The following is a 17,016-nucleotide window of genomic DNA, read 5'->3' on the forward strand; positions in this document are numbered from 1 at the left end:
ACCTCCTATTCTGCCTTAATAAGAATCGCTGAAATATTATCTTTTTCCATACGCTTCTTAACTAATTCTATTAAGTACTCTAGTCTATTAGCCATTTCCTTCTTGCCTTTTAATTCTTCAATTGCCAAATATTCTAGCATCTCTGCCTCAGTTAATTCGTGTCTAAAACCATCTGAGCAAAGTAGATATACACCTGATTTAATTATTCCAGTTTTTAGCTCTGCCCTTAGATTCTTAGATGCACCCACACACTGTAAAAGCATATTTCTTCGCTTATCTTTTTTTGCTTCACTAGGGCTTAACCTTCCGCTTCTTATTTCTCTTTCAATAAAAGTATGGTCAGTAGTTAACTGTTTTATATAACTATCTATATAATATAAACGCGTATCACCTACATGAACCAATAAATAGTCATTATCAACAAACAAAATTCCTGTAAATGTTGTTCCCATAGAAATAGATTTTTCCTTAGAATAACTAAGCATTTGCTTATTTATTTCCTCAAGCATATCTTCCCATTCTTTAGCAATAGCATTAAGATTTAAATCATTTAATCTGAATGTTATTTTTTTGTCAAACCATTCACAAAATTTTTTTACAACAGCTCCACTTGCTAGCTCTCCTTTTTCTAGTCCGCCCATGCCATCACATATGATAGCCATTACTATCTCTGCACCTTTATATCTAGCATGTTTATATAATAAGCTGTCTTGATTTACCTTTTTTATTATTCCCTTATCTGTTTTAGCTACAACTCTAAAATTCATAACACTAACCCTTTATTAAACTCTAAATTCAAATTCTTCATTAGCTAATTTTATTATATCCATATCATGAATTTCGTATTCTTCATTAGCTGCTATTAAATTACCATTCACATATGTTCCATTTTTAGAGCCTAAATCTAAAATATAATAGTTTCCTGCTCTAGTAATAATCTGAGCATGCTTTCTACTAACCATATTATTATCTAAAACACAATAATCAGAATAACTTCTTTCTTTACCAATTCTAAAATCTTCCTTATTAATTTCAAATACGTTATCTGTGCTGATTCTTCGCATCTTAGCATAGTTGACTCTAACTTCTTTTAAATCTAATAAACCTGTAACCTCTTCATCTATTAATAAGCCTGTAGCCTCTTCATCATAATCATTAAGAAGTCCTGTGGCTTCATCATCTAATAAGCCTGTTAACTCTTCATAATTATCTAATTGGCTAATTTTTTTTCCATTTTCTTCTTTTCCTTCGTAATGTTCATAATAATGCTTAGGCTTATCTGTCATAAAACCACTCTGCCCTGCATTATGTCTCTTTATTGTATTAACAATAGTTCTATCTTCCCTCGTTATGAAATTTTCAATTTTACTGATATCAAATGCCGATAAAGAATTAAGATAATAAACAAATCTTGATATATAATCCATATCTTTTTCATGCATAGGTTTTGCTGCATAAATGATCTGTTCTAGAAATCCCATCAGATTTACTGCTTTATCTCCACCATCAAGCGGTAAGTAAATAAACTGCATCTCTTTTGTAGTTTCATTAATATAAACATGTCGAATATCCCAAACCACGCAAGACAAACTTAAAGCATTTGCTTTTATCTTCTCGCTAATATCTAAAACTTGTTCTATCATAAAGAAGAAATCATGTTTTGATACTTCTTGCTTTAAGCGTTCTTGTAAGCTTATAGCAACAGGTCCGTAATACTCTATTGATCTTTTCTTAATTATCTTAATCTTTAAAAGACCTCTTAGATTTTTTCTTGAAAAGAAATCTAATGATACATCATTAATTCTTTCAGAAAAGGACAAAGAAGCTTTTAAATTAAGCTGACAGTTTCTAGTTTTAGCTTTAAACTTTGCCATATTACTCTCCGTTTTAATATGTTTAATCTTTAATATAAACATATATATCATAATTATCTATAATCTTGCGTAGAACTATCAGTTCTTAACCAATGAGCACACAAGTGTTTGTAGTTTACCAAACTAAAATATATATGTCAACTAATGAAATGAAAGATTATTAAATGTTTGGATTTGGAATTATGTAGAATTTCATACAAATATCATATAAATACATAGGAGGTCATATGAACGAAGAATTAATACAATACAAAAGAGAAATTACAATAAAGGATTTATTGGAACAATGGCTAAGGAATAAGGAATATCAGCTTAAAAAATCTACAATTCTAAAATATAAAAACATAATTAATCTACATATAATCCCTGAGATTGGTGATGTTAAATTAGAAGAAATAACATTTAATACTATCAACCAATTTCTGTATAATAAAAGTCTTACTGGCAGAATAAATGATAACAAAAACCTAAGTAAATCCTATATAAAAACCATGGCTATCATTCTTTCATCAGCTATAAACTATGCAATTCTTTATGGTTTAACTAAACCTCTTGTAGGAAAAATTATTAAACCCTCCATAACAAACTCCAAGATAATAGCTTTAACTAAAGAAGAACAATATAAATTAGAAAAGCATTTATCTAAATGTAAAGATAATACCGAATTAGCCATTATAATAGCTCTTAATACAGGTTTAAGAATAGGCGAGATTTGCGCATTAAGTTGGGCTGATATAGACTTAAATAAGGATATTCTTCATGTAAAAAATTCTGTCATTCGTATAGAAGATTCTTCAAATAATAAAAGCTCTAAAACTAAACTAATTATTGATCTGCCTAAATCTAAGCATTCTATTCGAGATATTCCTATAACAAGTAAATTAAAAGAGTATCTATTAAAATATTACGTTCACAACAAATACGATTATGTCTTAACAAATTCTAATGAATTTTTAAGCCCAAGAACTTTAGAATATAGATTTCATAGCTTCTTAAAAAAATCTGGAATTAAAAACTTTAATTTCCATATTCTTAGACATACTTTTGCCACAAGATGTATAGAATGTGATGTTGATATTAAGACATTAAGTGAAATAATGGGCCATGCCAGTGTGAATATTACGCTTAATAATTATGTGCATCCTTCTTTTGAAAATAAAAGACATCAGCTTGAAAAGCTGGATAATTTTGGTTAAGAACTGATAGTTCTACGCAAGATTTAAAATCTAGATTATCATAAATGTTATTTATAAAAACGCCTTCATCCCTTAGGATGAAGGCGTTTTACATACACATATTATTTATAAAACTTTGCTTAGTTTGTTTGTTTTTTTTCTAAAAACAATTAGATCTGATCAAGTGCCTGAGCTAAGTCTGCAATTAAGTCCTTCTTATCTTCAAGACCACATGACATTCTAACTAAACCTGCTGGAATTCCTGCAGCCTTAAGCTGTTCATCATTCATCTGACGATGTGTTGATGTAGCTGGGTTTAAACAGCATGTTCTAGCATCTGCTACATGAGTTTCAATAGCAGCAAGCTTTAAGCTCTTCATAAACTTCTGAGCTGCATCTCTACCGCCTGCAAGTTCAAATGAAACAACACCACAACCACCATTTGGAAGGTACTTCTGTGCTAAATCATAGTACTTATCTGACTTAAGACCTGAGTAATTTACCTTAGTTACCTTAGGATGAGCCTCTAAGAATTCAGCAACTGCCTGTCCATTCTCAACGTGTCTTGGCATTCTTACATGAAGTGATTCAAGACCAAGGTTTAAGATGTATGCATTCTGTGGAGACTGGATTGAACCGAAATCTCTCATAAGCTGTGCTGTTGCCTTAGTAATAAAGGCACCTTCCTTACCAAACTTCTCGGCATAAGTAATACCATGATAAGATTCATCTGGTGTACAAAGTCCAGGGAATTTATCTGCATGTGCCATCCAGTCAAATTTACCAGAATCTACAATACAACCACCTACAGCTGCACCATGTCCATCCATATACTTAGTTGTTGAATGAGTTACAATATCTGCACCCCACTCAATTGGTCTACAGTTTACTGGTGTTGGGAATGTATTATCTACAATTAGTGGTACTCCATGTTCATGAGCTACCTTTGCAAACCTCTCAATATCAAGCACTGTAAGGGCAGGATTTGCAATTGTCTCACCAAATACCGCTCTTGTATTATCCTTAAATGCTGCATTAAGCTCTTCTTCTGTAGCTGTTGGTTCTACAAATGTTACATCAATACCCATTTTTTTCATTGTAACTGCGATTAAATTAAATGTACCACCATAAATTGATGATGATGCTACAATATGGCTTCCACATTCGCAGATATTAAAAAGAGCAAAAAAGTTAGCAGCCTGACCTGATGATGTAAGCATTGCTGCACTTCCACCTTCTAAATCAGCTATCTTAGCAGCAACATAGTCATTAGTAGGATTCTGTAATCTTGTATAAAAATAGCCTTCAGCCTCTAAGTCAAAGAGCTTACCCATATCCTCACTTGTATCATACTTAAATGTTGTTGACTGTACTATAGGAATCTGTCTTGGTTCACCATTCTTAGGTCTATAGCCAGCCTGTACACAGCTAGTGTTAATTGAATAATTTTCCATTTTCGCCTCCAAAAAAGTTACTATAGGAAGAAAGGATAAGTATTACGAGGTTACATAATACTTATCCTTTAAACCCTTACATGATATATTAACTCAAACTTTAATTGTAAGCAATCTATATTTTTTAAGACAGTCTTATTTTTTCTTAAAAGTTTATATTAATAATTCACTTCCTCTAATATCCAATCCTGACAATTATAGCCATTCATGCTAAATTGCTGTACATTAGCGCCTGAGGCAGTTGAACCGTTTGCAATCTCAATAACCGATGCATCCTTAGATGCCTTTGTATAAATTTTGTATGAGCCATCCTTATTCTTAGAGAATTTAAATTGCTGTGCATCAGACCCAGATTTTGTGTATATCTGAATATTAGTGCCATTAGTTGCCTGATTTCTATTAACATCAAGTAAATATGTATTGCCATCTCCTAGCATACTATAAATATAATAATATCCACTTCCTGCATACTTCACAGTCCATGTATTATATGCTGCAGGGCCATAAGCTCCCCACTGGTCCACATTAGTAGCTGCAGCTGCTGTTCCTCCAGATACTTCAAGATAAAGACCTGAATTAACATTCTTAATCATATATTTTTTGTTAACATCTATTGCTGATGCTGATACCCCTTGGCTACTATTATTAGAAGTCTGATTTCCTCTAACCTTTACACTTGGCATACTAGGAAGGCTCTTATCTGAACCTAGGTAGAATGAAGTGTGTGCTGGTTGATTGTATCCTACATTCTGTCCTGCAACCTGATTTCTATATTGTGGATCTTGCATAAGAGTAGTAATTCTGTAATCTGTATCATATGGTGTTGAATAAATTCTAATTGAATTTCCATCAGCACTTTGCCAGATAACCTCTTCTCTCCAATCCCCTAAGATATCAGCACAAAGACAAGGAGTTGCCTTAGTTGAGTTATTAGATGCAATCTCACTAGATGAGAATAATGTTGAGATTTTACTTGGACTAATATATTTTGTGATCTTAGTTCCATCAAGTAACTCATCTTCTAAATCTCCATCCCAATAACATAAGAAATTAACACTTGGTCTATTAGTTGCTATGCTGCTTCCACTTGAATTATATAAATCACTTGATGCTGTAGACCAAAACTCTGCTCCGTAATTTCCTGCATAAATATTACCTGCAGCAGCTCTACCCGTGTCTGCGCTTGCATTATAATGGAAAATCTTGCTTCCTGTGTTAGCATCTAATAATGAAACACCATAAGGTTTTTCTTCATGACATGTCCATACTTCTAGTCCTGGTCTATCTGGTAAAAAATCTCCCACATGAAGAGCATCGCCATGACCTAACTTCGTACACCACTTAATTGAGCCATTATCATCAAGACACAATCCACCAAAAATCAATTCCTGTTTACCATCTCCATCCACATCTGCTGGCATACAGTTATGATTACCATTTCCTGCTGCATAAGAGTTGTTTGAATCATTAGTATCAAAAGTCCAACGCACCTTTAATTTTTTATTAACCACATCATAAGCTGTAGCTGTCATTCTAGTATAATAACCTCTTGCTGTTACTGCTGTTGGATGATCTGAATCAATATACATTACAGCACCAAGGAATCTATCTACTCTATTACCATATGAGTCACCCCAACTCTTAACACTACCTCTTGCTGGTGTATAATTAACAGTATCAAGGCACTCACCTGTCTGACCATCAAATAATGAATAATACTCAGGGCCTGATAAAATGTAGCCCTTAGAATTTCTGTAATTCTTAGAAGCATCACCTATTACTTTGCCCTTGCCATCCTTAGTTCCATCTGCCGTCTTACAGGTCATTTCAGCCTTACCATCACCATCAAAATCTGCAACTAAAAATTGTGTGTAATGAGCACCTGCTCTAATATTAACTCCAAGGTCTATTCTCCATAATCTTTGACCTGTTAACTTATAGCAGTCAATATAAACATTATCTGTCTTTCCGGATTGTGAATTATCCTTTGAATTTGAAGGATCCCACTTTAGAAAAATCTCATAAGTTCCATCCCCATCAACATCCCCTACTGAAACGTCGTTAGGTGTATAGTTACTAGCCGGTTTACTCAAATTTAGTTCTAGATAACTATTATTAGAAGAAACCACAGGACTATCACTTGAAATAACCTTATTATTCACAATAGTATCTACGCGATAATTTGAATTAGCATTGCCACTTTTGTCAATATAACAAGTAGAATCTGTGGAATTGCTAGTATAAATAAGATTATTATCTCTATATAGCTTAAAAACAGTATTGCTGGCATCACTAGCCAAAAGTCGCCAACTAACAATCATTCCACTACCTGTGTTAAAAACACTCATTCCCCTATTTAAGTATTCTACCGTTACAGGATTTGCAGCCTTAGTTTCTGTAAGATTAACATTTAAGCCAAGTACAGCACCAACTCCTAGTGTTGCGGTTAATAAAGCACTGGCTGCCGACCTTATTAAAGGCCCTTTTCTTAGTCTTTTTAATCCTCCCATATTTTATAAAAACCTCCTAAAAATATTTGTTATGATATAGATAGCTTATATCAATCACTTTTATCATATTTTTTTATAAAACGTTATTCAATAGGCTTTTAACACTAAAAAAAGACGCATTCTTCCTAATTATTAGGAAAAATACGTCTTCTAGTCACAAATAATATTACTTTAGTACATCCATCTTAACTAATTCATCAAGTAGGGTTAGTAAATGTTCTTTTGATTTAATAACAATGCCATCCATACCTGTATTTATGCCACCTTTAACATTTTCTTCTCTATCGTCCAAAAACAAAGACTCTTTTGGATCTATATTATATTTTTCATATAATGCCTTATAAATCGTTGCTTCTGGTTTTAATTCATGTACCATGTATGAAACCATCTTGCCATCCACATACTGCCAAAATGATGCATCCTTTGTATGTAAATCTAATAATTCCTTAGAATAATTTGAAAGGACATAAATCATATATCCCTTCGCCTTTAATTTGCCAACCATTTTCCATACATCTTCTCTTGGCTGTCTCATCAATCTAGCATTTTCAAAAAACCACTGAATGTCATCTTCCATATCTTTATACTTAATCTTAAATTCATTAACTATATCCCAATAGCTCATAACTCCCCTATCAAATTCAAGCCAAAGCTTATCATCAAATAGAGTTCTTCCTAGCTTTATAGCTTTTTCTTCCTCCATTCCATGATCTTTAATTAACATATCCTGCCATCTATAACCCATTAATACTTGTCCAACATCAAAAACTATATTCTTGTAATTCTTCATTATTCTACCTTCCTAATTTTTCTTTATCAGTATTTTCCGATAAAAGAAATGGCGTGTCAAGGTGGTGTTTCTGCCATGCGAATAAACTTCGTTCGCACCCAGGCATTCCACTCGTGACACGCCTCCAATAATAAAACCCTTACAATTGCTTTTTATAAAGCTTAAAAATAGGCTTTTATAAGCCTCTAAATGAGGGTTTATTAATTCATAAATATTGCAACCCAGTAAAGTTGTCCGTTACTATCCGATGCAACGCCTATACCCACTCTTGTATATTTAGCTGAAACCAATACATTATAGTGAGTAGGGGAATTAATCCAACCGTCTATTATTCCCTTAGGTGTCTGTTGGTAACGTCCCATTACTTCTCCAAATGCTCCTGACAAGCCATAATAAACTGCTACAGTCGATGCTTTTTGTCCATTAGGTCTTAAATGATGTCCAGTGGAAGGATCCACTGTAAAATAATTATTTACTGCATTCTCATACGCTCTATGACAAGCTGCCAATTCAATAGTTCCATCATAACTAACAGCTTCTAGTCCATTATTTACTCTAAGTTCATTAATAAGACTATAAACCTCGCTTATGTAAGAACTATAAGTTATAGCATTATTTCTTGCTGCGTTTGAATTCACCTCGTCTTCACTCAAAGCAGCACTATAAGCTACAACTGATTCGTTTGAACTATAGCTAGAATCTTCTACCTTCTGAGATTCTTCTACCTTCTGACTATCCATTAGTGTACCCACGCTAGTAGATTCGTCATTAGCACTAGTACTATCAATACTAGCCTGTGCAGTGGTTACTTCTGTAACTTCCTGCGTCTGTGTATCTATTGCTTCACTAGTCTCACTATCAACATCCAAAACAGTCTCCACTTCACTTTCATCTTCTGCATTAGCTACAGCGGATTGACTAGCTCCGGTATTTAAAAAATTAGGATCAAAACTTACATAAATTACTAATCCTATACCTATAATTGTAACTAAACTAGCTAAAGCAATCGATAGTTTTCTTCCTTTATCATTGCCTAGCATAATATATCTCCTATACAGTTATATAAAAATATGTCTTGTCTTTAAGTTACCCTTATCATATACCCTATATATTATACTGTCAAGTAATTTTATGGTACCTTAGTACCATTTTTATTATAACTTTAATGTATACATAAAAAGGCGTAGCCTATTAGACCACGCCTAAATTTTACTATTAATTAGCTTTTCTAAAATCATGCATATATGCCACAAATAAGAAATAAATAAGTATTAAAGAAGCTAATCCACAAGCCACTGAACTATATAAAGTATAATTCATAGCCACAATCATAATGCTACATAGAACCAGCATCACCATTCTTGCTAGGTTAACAACTTGAAAAAAAGTTACTAGGCTTTTTTTCTTAGTATAATGTGGCTCCATAATAGGTGCTAACATTGCCCAGGCTATTGTTACAATTTCAAGTCCAAAGAAATAATTCAAGCCATGATACATTGTAAAAGCCCAAGTCATAACCACAATAAAAGTTCCAATAAAGTACAGGCTCTTTAATAGCCTCGCTTTCTTTATCTCCTTTACTGCCTTCTTTAATTCCATACATGCACCATACAGATTGATTTGTTTAATTTCTTCATTTGTAAGACATTGATCAAGAAAAATAAAGCCTTTATCATCTGACTTTAACTTATGAACAGCAGCTTTTATTTTTCTTTCTGAAACCTGCTCTAAACCTAGAATTACATTAATAAACCTATTAAAGAAAGTAATTTTTTTATCAGAGCAAGACTCTAAAATCTCATCTAAATGATCAATCATTAAATCACTTAAACCAGATTCCTCCGATAGATTAAGCAAGATATCATCTAAATTTTCATCAGATGTATCAATTTTAATCTCCTTAACCCTTAGCTTAAAGTAGTTTACAACTTCCAAAATACGGCTGTTGTAATCAAGGACTTCCTTAGCTGAATCATCCATAAAGACCCCCATTCTATTGGGAATGAGCTTCCCCCCGATGCCTTCACCAATCATATTTAATTCCCACGAGTGTTGTAGTTATATTATACTACATTTAGAGTCAAAATGGGATTAAAATTTATCTATCTCTTTTCATAATAAATCTCTTAGTCAAACCTTTTTCATCAAGACGTCTAGTTATAACGTCTGCAATTGCTGTTACTATTATTACACCAGCTGCTATACCAAAAGAAATCAAAACTGTTCTTACACCTAAATTAGTAAAGCCTTGATAATCTCCTGACACCGCTCTTCTAAGAGTTCTATATAATAAACCTCCTGGCACCATTGGCACAATTCCTGGTACCAAAAATACTGTAACAGGGCATTTATAAACCCTAGCTAGCGCTTCTGTAAATATTGTTAGGGTTGCTGTGGCAATTATATAACATAAAAATTCCATAAGGCCTAGACTTGTACATAACATTACTATTGCCCAACCTCCGGTTCCACAAACTGTTCCCATAAATATATGCTTATAGTCTAAATTAAACCAAAGAGTAATTCCTATTGTTCCACCACAAGCTGCAAAAATTGTTATCCATGCATTAACATCACTTTTTACCTCAGAACTTGTTGTACAAAGTGCAAATCCGAATGCAATTCCAAGACACAATATAATAGATTCAACACTTCTTAGTAAGCCAGTAATTGTCTCCCCTGAGAACATATCTCTAATTGAATTAGTAAAGGCGAGTCCTGGTACAAAAGGCATAATATTTCCCATACTTATAGCTGCTGCATTAAGAGGTAAACCTATGGTCATTGGTCCATTAGCTAAAAGTCCACCTGCAAAACTACAGATAAGAATTGCATAGTAATTATTAAGACCTCTACTTAATATGTAGCTATACATAACCCTAAGTAACGCTCCTAGTACTGCACAGTAAACCGCCTCCACTGCATCTCCACCAAAAAAGATACAAAAAAATCCAGATACCAAAGCCCAGGATATGGCAAGTTTCTTTAAAGAGTTACCTTCTTTATTATTGATTTTTTCTAGTCTTTCCCTAAATTCATCCAAAGATACATTGCTGCTACATATACACCTTGATAAATTATTTAACTGAGATAGTTTATGCATATCATAGTCTTGTCCAGGTACTCTTCTTGTCTGTGTTATTACCTCTTCATCTGTTTGAACTGTTACAATCAAACAAGAAGTGATTCCTAGAATATCTACCTTCTTAGCTCCATAAGCATAGCAAATTCTACTAACCGTAGATTCTACCCTACTTACCTCACCACCTGCCACATATAAGCTTTCTCCTAAATCCAAAGCATATTTTACTATTTGTTCCCATTTACCAGCCATTTTATAACCTCATTAGAAATAGTTACCTATCTCTACCTTATCTTTCTAAAATATCTTCCACGTCACAGCCTAGTGCCCTTGCTAAGTTTACTACCGTCGCCACACTTGCCTTATTAATATCATTTTGACGTTGTTCGTATAATTGAATCATTCTATAAGTTACTTCCGATTCATTAGATAGCTGCCTTTGAGAAAGTCCCCTTGCTTTTCTTATCTTAGCAAGATTCGTTACCATTTCCTTCTTCTTAGAATTAATAATTTTATAGGCTTCCTTTACAAAAAGAGATATATCTTCATCATGTAGTCCGTCGTACAAAGACAGTATCTTCTCTATTGTAAGCCCTCTGCGGTAAATGTCAATAAATCTTAGGCCAGAATACCATTGAAAATAACAAAGTGCCCATCCACACCAATACTCTGGTTCATCAAACTCCTTATTTCTAGGGCTTATTGCCTGAATCTCTTTTTTCTCTTTTATTAAAACCAAATCACACAATTCAACTCCAGACATACCAGTTATAACTTTAGGATTACCCATCTCAAATTGAGTGGCTACACCTGTCTCCATAAAACTAGTAAAAAAATCATCTCCATTAAGCTTAAGATCAAACATAGCATAATCCATCATATCACCTAGGTTACACATAGCATCATCCAAGTAAGAATCGTTGTACGAATGCATCATCGTCAACCCACCCCGCTTCACAAATATCATTAATATAGAAATTTTCTATGTCCGTCTCTTTAGCAATTTCTTCCATAAATGAGTTTCTAAATTTCATATCTCTTGCAAGCTTTTTAGGATAATAAATCTCCTTATTTGCAAATGTAGCTTTGCAAAACTCCATTAATTCATATGCTTTCTTAGTTCTTAATACAACCTGAAGTCCATTTTTCCCAAGCCTCATAGCTTTATAAAAAATATCAATTGATATTTCGTTATTTAAAAAGGCATTAGTTATGGCAAAATACGAATCATCCGCTCTAAAGCCCTTAACAATATCGCACTTCCAATAGTCCACATAAAAATTATCCAATATATATTTTCTAGCTCTAATAGCATCCTCTCCATTAATTCGAAACTGCCTGTTTTCAAGCACAATTGCCATCCAGTTTAGAATATTATAATCGCCATTATTAAGATCTAGAAAATTAATACCTTCACCCTTAATCTCTATGTCAAACTCACTTACAAAGCCATGGGTCTTATTTTGGCAAGCCCATTCCTTAGTTACTTCCTTTTCTAGGGAACAATAAAATCCTTGTCCAAAATCATTAAAAATAAAGCCCTCTCCCCATACAGGCTTAGTAACAATTCTTGGGGCACCATGATAAAGTTTCATATCTTATCTCCCCTTATAAATTAATATATTTAGTTGTAATCACATTAGTATTTGTATATATTATATCGTTTCACCGATAGTTTTTCAATAAGGGAAGTTACTATTATTTAATTTCTACTAAAAAAGCCTTCACCAATTGATATGTACCCAGAATCCTGGACACGTATCAAATAAAGGTGAAGACTCACAACTTACTCATATAAAATCCTATTTACATTCAAACATTTCCTCTAATGTATGCCATGATAATACTGCACACTTTACACGCGCTGGCATATGTGAAATATCTTGTAGGGCACCAGCCTCTTCAAGCTCTTCTAATTCATCTTCGCTAATTTCATCCTTAATCATTCTAAAGAATATATCAGCAAGACGAAGTGCCTCTTCTTTTGTTTTTCCAAGAACTAGGTCTATCATCATATCTGCACTAGCCTGAGAAATAGCACAGCCATCCCCAACATAACCTGCATCTACGATTTTGTCATTATCAACCTTTAGCTTTAAAGTTATTTCATCACCACATGATGGATTAACTCCATGTAACTCATAGTTAGCATCTTTAATATCCGTCTTGTGATATGGATTTACATTATGTTCTGTAAGTATTTCATTATAAAAAGATCTATTATTCTCCATAACCTAATTTACCTCTTATCTGTTTTAGACATTCTATAAATCTATCAATGTCTTGTTCATTATTGTAAAACCCTATACTTGCTCTTGTTGTAGAATTTAGGCCTAACCACTTAGTTAGTGGCTGTGCACAATGATGTCCTGCACGAATATTAACTTTATATGCATTCATAATTTCAGAAATATCATGTGGATGACATCCATCAACTGTAAATGTTAATATTCCATGATGATTATCAGGATTATTCGAACCAACAACATGAACATGTGGTATTTCTATCATCTGCTTATAGGCATACTCGCATAGCTGATTTTCTCTTTGTTCAATGAAATCAAAGCCCAAATCATTGATATAATCTATTGCTGCATGTAAGCCTACAGCTCCACCGGCATTAACGGTTCCTGCTTCAAATTTATGTGGAAGTTCTGCATAAGTTGCTCCCTCAAGAGTTACATACTCTATCATTTCTCCGCCATAAAGAAATGGTGGCATCTTATCCAATAACTCCTTCTTACCATAAACAGCACCAATACCCATTGGAGCTAACATCTTATGTCCAGAAAATACTAAAAAGTCCACATCTAAATCCTGAACGTCTACCTTCATATGTGGCACTGACTGTGCACCATCACATACAAAAACTGCTCCATTTTTATGAGCTATAGCAGCTAATGACTTAATGTCATTTAAACATCCAAGCACATTAGAAACCTGAGTAATTGCAACTAGTTTAGTTTTTTCCGAAATAATATCTTCAAGGGCTTGTGGTAGAAGTGTTCCATCTTTTAAAGGTTCTAAATACTTAATTGTAGCGCCAACTGCCTTAGCTACCTGTTGCCATGGAAGCATATTAGAATGATGCTCCATTACACTAACAATTATTTCATCCCCTTCTTGTATGAAATTTCTACCATAGGAATATGCAATTAAATTCAAACTCTCAGATGCATTTCTAGTAAAAACAATTTCTGCACTTTCCTTAGCATTTATGAATTTTCTTACTGCTTCTCTAGCATCTTCATACCTTTCTGTGGCAATTACTGATAAATCATATAAACCTCTTAAAGGATTAGCATTCTCTTCTTCGTAGTACTTTCTAACTGCATCTAAAACCTGTCTTGGTTTTTGAGATGTTGCAGAATTATCTAAATATGAGTATGTATCATTTATAATAGGGAAATCAGCTCTAATTTTTGCTCCCTTAGCTCTTAATTCTTCAATTGTATATTGCATATTAGCCCTCCCTTTTTAACCATATTTATTAGACTATTCAGAAATAAATGATTCCCACTTATTTCTTATCTCCTCATCGGAAATTTTACTAATAACTGAATGAAGTCTTGCTTTTGCAAGCATTTCATATATATCCTCTTCTTTTATTCCTCTTGATTTTAAATAAAAAAGTTTCTCATCATCAATCTGTCCAATAGTTGCCCCATGATCACCTTCAACATCTTCCTCGTCACAAAGAATAAGCGGTATTGTTTGGTTTACTATTGTATCATCAAGAAGCAATACATCTTCTAACTCGCTTCCCTTTGAACCTGCACAACCTCTAATAAAATCAATTGTTCCTCTAAAAATCTTAAAGGCTTCGTCTCTAAGAATTCCTTTTACATCAAGGTTTGAATTAGTTTTTTTGCCCTTCTGGAATTCCACAAAATTCATATCTAATTTATCTTTATTCTCTACTAAATATGCAACTTCTGCATTAAATTCGGAATTATCACCTACTAAATTAGATCTTGAACCTAAATAGGTCTTTGAAGCTCCTATAATAACCTCTTTTAAATCAAATGTGCTCTTCTCATCCTGCATAGATCCTATGTCATTAATAAAAGTTACACCTGATCCCATTCTTTGAAGCTGAATAAGATTAATACTTGCACCCTCTTCTAAGACTATCTTAGTCTGAATGGCTAGATGTGCACTTACTTCACTTTCACTTTCAAATTCTTCAAAAACAACAGCCTTACAATTTTTCTTAACTACTATTTCAATTGCACTTGCCCATGCGCTCTGATTCTTAACAGTCCACTTTAATTTAAGGACATTAGAATCACCCTTATTTATTTCATATCTATTTAAAGTGATATTGTTATCAAATAATAGATTATCCATATCAGGGCCAACCCCTGTAATATTCACCTTATTTGCTGCTGCAATTCTCATTGCACCATTATCTCTTGCATCAATATTTCTTCTAGTTAATGAATCAAGAGTATTATCTATATCACCATTTTTATCAGATGTAAAAATACTGTTTTGTAATTTAGGAATGCCAACAACTTCGCTACCATTCATTTTAAGCCAATTCCATGTTTCAGCTGGTAAATGATTTATATACATACGGGTCCCTCCTTTAATTCACGTTACCAATTCCGGTGGTTTTTTTTGGGAGTTGCATCCATGAGATGCGCTTTGCGCTGGGATGCAACAAGATCAAAGGGATCCTCCCACTTCGTGGGTCCCTCCTTTGATCACTAACCAATCGCACCTTTCATTTCTAGGCGGATTAGATTATTCATTTCCACTGCATACTCTAGTGGTAATTCCTTTGATACATTATCTGCAAATCCACTTACAATTAATGCTTTGGCATCATCTTCTGAAAGGCCACGGGACATAAGATAAAATACAGTATCATCACTTATGCTTCCTATCTTAGCTTCATGTCCTACATCTGCATCCTTAGTTCTAATATCCATTGCTGGTATTGTGTCTGACCTTGAAATATCATCAAGCATTAATGAGGCACAACTTACAGAAGACTTTGAATTTTTTGCCTGAGGCTTAATATTAACTGAGCTTCTAAATGTATTTCCACCACCTGATTTTGAAATTGATCTGGTATTTATATAACTTGTTGTATTCTCTGCGTTATGAATAACCTTACATCCTGTATCTAAATCCTGTCCTTCACCTGAGAAGGTTACACCTGTAAATTCAGATTTTGCACCCTTTCCCTGTAACACTGAAGTTGGATAAAGGTAAGATACATGAGAGCCAAAAGATCCTGATATCCACTGAATTGTACCACCCTCTTCTACTAAAGCTCTCTTAGTATTTAGGTTGTACATATTCTTAGACCAGTTCTCTATTGTGGAATAACGAAGAGTTGCATTCTTTCCTACAAAAAGTTCTACACAGCCGGCATGTAAGTTAGCTACGTTATATTTTGGTGCTGAACATCCTTCTATAAAGTGTAAATCAGCTCCTTCATCTACAATAATTAACGTATGTTCAAACTGACCAGCTCCTGGAGCATTAAGTCTAAAATATGACTGAAGCGGAATCTCTACCTTAACTCCCTTTGGAACATATACGAATGAACCTCCTGACCAAACTGCTCCGTGAAGTGCTGCAAACTTATGATCTGTTGGAGGAACTAATTTCATAAAATGCTCTCGTATCATATCTCCATACTCTCCATGAGTTGCACTTTCTAAATCTGTATAGATTACACCAGCTTCAGCAACTTCCTTACGAACATTGTGATATACAAGCTCTGAGTCATACTGTGCACCTACACCTGCTAGAGATTCTCTTTCTGCCTGAGGGATTCCAAGTTTTTCAAAGGTATCCTTTATTTCTGTTGGGACCTCTTCCCAATTAGCTCTCATCTTATTATCCTTTGGACGAACATAAGTAACAATCTTGTCCATATTTAAACCATCTATTGATGGACCCCACTGTGGGAAAGGAGTCTCATTAAAAATCTTAAGTGACTTAAGTCTTAAATCCAACATCCAATCAACATCGTTTTTTTCCTTAGAAATCTGTCTTACGATTTCTTCTGACAGTCCACCATCTAGCTTATATGCATCTTTATCTTCATTTCTAAAGTCATAAATACTTCTATTTATATCTTCAACATATGTCTTTTCCTTCATAATACCTCC

At 33.7% G+C, this 17,016-nt stretch carries 15 protein-coding genes; 1 reads left to right on the forward strand and 14 read right to left on the reverse strand.

Going from position 1 to position 17,016, the window contains the following annotated elements:
- Nucleotides 1-5 precede the first annotated feature (5 nt).
- Both T537_RS0107290 and T537_RS0107295 read right to left on the reverse strand, forming a co-directional pair.
- Nucleotides 6-767, reverse strand: a complete 762-nt coding sequence (locus T537_RS0107290; protein ID WP_027438579.1) for a PP2C family protein-serine/threonine phosphatase — start codon at nt 765-767, stop codon at nt 6-8.
- 15 nt (nt 768-782) lie between these two features.
- Nucleotides 783-1,874 (reverse strand): FHA domain-containing protein, encoded by a 1,092-nt coding sequence (locus T537_RS0107295; protein ID WP_031556960.1) that lies wholly within the window; start codon nt 1,872-1,874, stop codon nt 783-785.
- A gap of 227 nt (nt 1,875-2,101) precedes the next feature.
- Between T537_RS0107295 and T537_RS0107300 the strand changes: the two genes are divergently transcribed.
- The gene (locus T537_RS0107300; RefSeq protein WP_027438577.1) at nt 2,102-3,070 is read left to right on the forward strand and encodes a tyrosine-type recombinase/integrase; all 969 of its coding nucleotides are present in this window, start codon (nt 2,102-2,104) and stop codon (nt 3,068-3,070) included.
- A gap of 149 nt (nt 3,071-3,219) precedes the next feature.
- On the opposite strand, the gene T537_RS0107305 is transcribed toward T537_RS0107300, so the two are convergent.
- From T537_RS0107305 to sufB, 12 genes are all read right to left on the reverse strand, one after another.
- Nucleotides 3,220-4,503 (reverse strand): O-acetylhomoserine aminocarboxypropyltransferase/cysteine synthase family protein, encoded by a 1,284-nt coding sequence (locus tag T537_RS0107305; protein ID WP_031556962.1) that lies wholly within the window; start codon nt 4,501-4,503, stop codon nt 3,220-3,222.
- Nucleotides 4,504-4,661: 158 nt separating this feature from the next.
- On the reverse strand, nt 4,662-7,013 hold the full coding sequence (locus T537_RS12050; RefSeq protein WP_081823267.1) for a rhamnogalacturonan lyase family protein: 2,352 nt from the start codon (nt 7,011-7,013) through the stop codon (nt 4,662-4,664).
- Nucleotides 7,014-7,179: 166 nt separating this feature from the next.
- The gene (locus T537_RS0107315) at nt 7,180-7,803 is read right to left on the reverse strand and encodes an HAD-IA family hydrolase (protein WP_027438575.1); all 624 of its coding nucleotides are present in this window, start codon (nt 7,801-7,803) and stop codon (nt 7,180-7,182) included.
- 200 nt (nt 7,804-8,003) lie between these two features.
- On the reverse strand, nt 8,004-8,843 hold the full coding sequence (locus T537_RS0107325; protein ID WP_027438574.1) for a CAP domain-containing protein: 840 nt from the start codon (nt 8,841-8,843) through the stop codon (nt 8,004-8,006).
- Nucleotides 8,844-9,018: 175 nt separating this feature from the next.
- The gene (locus tag T537_RS0107330) at nt 9,019-9,783 is read right to left on the reverse strand and encodes a hypothetical protein (protein ID WP_027438573.1); all 765 of its coding nucleotides are present in this window, start codon (nt 9,781-9,783) and stop codon (nt 9,019-9,021) included.
- A 118-nt stretch (nt 9,784-9,901) separates the two neighbouring features.
- Nucleotides 9,902-11,137, reverse strand: a complete 1,236-nt coding sequence (locus T537_RS0107335) for a threonine/serine exporter family protein (protein WP_051555024.1) — start codon at nt 11,135-11,137, stop codon at nt 9,902-9,904.
- 37 nt (nt 11,138-11,174) lie between these two features.
- Nucleotides 11,175-11,822 carry a helix-turn-helix domain-containing protein gene (locus T537_RS0107340; protein WP_031556967.1) on the reverse strand — a complete coding sequence of 216 codons (648 nt, stop codon included), beginning with the start codon at nt 11,820-11,822 and terminating at the stop codon, nt 11,175-11,177.
- Nucleotides 11,788-12,480: a DUF3990 domain-containing protein gene (locus T537_RS0107345; protein ID WP_031556968.1), complete on the reverse strand. Its 693-nt coding sequence runs from the start codon at nt 12,478-12,480 to the stop codon at nt 11,788-11,790. The genes T537_RS0107340 and T537_RS0107345 overlap by 35 nt, the downstream gene beginning before the upstream one ends.
- 207 nt (nt 12,481-12,687) lie before the next feature.
- Nucleotides 12,688-13,116, reverse strand: coding sequence for a Fe-S cluster assembly sulfur transfer protein SufU (sufU, locus tag T537_RS0107350; RefSeq protein ID WP_031556970.1), 429 nt, complete (start codon nt 13,114-13,116; stop codon nt 12,688-12,690).
- A complete protein-coding gene (locus tag T537_RS0107355; RefSeq protein WP_031556972.1) occupies nt 13,106-14,347 on the reverse strand; it encodes an aminotransferase class V-fold PLP-dependent enzyme in 1,242 nt (413 codons plus the stop codon). The genes sufU and T537_RS0107355 overlap by 11 nt, the downstream gene beginning before the upstream one ends.
- A 33-nt stretch (nt 14,348-14,380) precedes the next feature.
- A complete protein-coding gene (locus tag T537_RS0107360; protein WP_051637183.1) occupies nt 14,381-15,463 on the reverse strand; it encodes a SufB/SufD family protein in 1,083 nt (360 codons plus the stop codon).
- A gap of 134 nt (nt 15,464-15,597) precedes the next feature.
- A complete protein-coding gene (sufB, locus tag T537_RS0107365; protein ID WP_031556976.1) occupies nt 15,598-17,007 on the reverse strand; it encodes a Fe-S cluster assembly protein SufB in 1,410 nt (469 codons plus the stop codon).
- Between the last annotated feature and the right edge of the window lie 9 nt (nt 17,008-17,016).

Source organism: Lachnospira multipara LB2003 (assembly GCF_000702205.1).
Lineage (GTDB): Bacteria > Bacillota > Clostridia > Lachnospirales > Lachnospiraceae > Lachnospira > Lachnospira multipara_A.

Coding starts and splice junctions, on each gene's coding strand:
- T537_RS0107330 (WP_027438573.1), bottom strand. CDS start 9,783: ATGGATGATTCAGCTAAGGAAGTCCTTGATTACAACAGCCGTATTTTG.
- T537_RS0107325 (WP_027438574.1), bottom strand. CDS start 8,843: ATGCTAGGCAATGATAAAGGAAGAAAACTATCGATTGCTTTAGCTAGT.
- sufU (WP_031556970.1), bottom strand. CDS start 13,116: ATGGAGAATAATAGATCTTTTTATAATGAAATACTTACAGAACATAAT.
- T537_RS0107345 (WP_031556968.1), bottom strand. CDS start 12,480: ATGAAACTTTATCATGGTGCCCCAAGAATTGTTACTAAGCCTGTATGG.
- T537_RS0107355 (WP_031556972.1), bottom strand. CDS start 14,347: ATGCAATATACAATTGAAGAATTAAGAGCTAAGGGAGCAAAAATTAGA.
- T537_RS0107340 (WP_031556967.1), bottom strand. CDS start 11,822: ATGATGCATTCGTACAACGATTCTTACTTGGATGATGCTATGTGTAAC.
- T537_RS0107305 (WP_031556962.1), bottom strand. CDS start 4,503: ATGGAAAATTATTCAATTAACACTAGCTGTGTACAGGCTGGCTATAGA.
- sufB (WP_031556976.1), bottom strand. CDS start 17,007: ATGAAGGAAAAGACATATGTTGAAGATATAAATAGAAGTATTTATGAC.
- T537_RS0107295 (WP_031556960.1), bottom strand. CDS start 1,874: ATGGCAAAGTTTAAAGCTAAAACTAGAAACTGTCAGCTTAATTTAAAA.
- T537_RS12050 (WP_081823267.1), bottom strand. CDS start 7,013: ATGGGAGGATTAAAAAGACTAAGAAAAGGGCCTTTAATAAGGTCGGCA.
- T537_RS0107315 (WP_027438575.1), bottom strand. CDS start 7,803: ATGAAGAATTACAAGAATATAGTTTTTGATGTTGGACAAGTATTAATG.
- T537_RS0107360 (WP_051637183.1), bottom strand. CDS start 15,463: ATGTATATAAATCATTTACCAGCTGAAACATGGAATTGGCTTAAAATG.
- T537_RS0107290 (WP_027438579.1), bottom strand. CDS start 767: ATGAATTTTAGAGTTGTAGCTAAAACAGATAAGGGAATAATAAAAAAG.
- T537_RS0107335 (WP_051555024.1), bottom strand. CDS start 11,137: ATGGCTGGTAAATGGGAACAAATAGTAAAATATGCTTTGGATTTAGGA.
- T537_RS0107300 (WP_027438577.1), top strand. CDS start 2,102: ATGAACGAAGAATTAATACAATACAAAAGAGAAATTACAATAAAGGAT.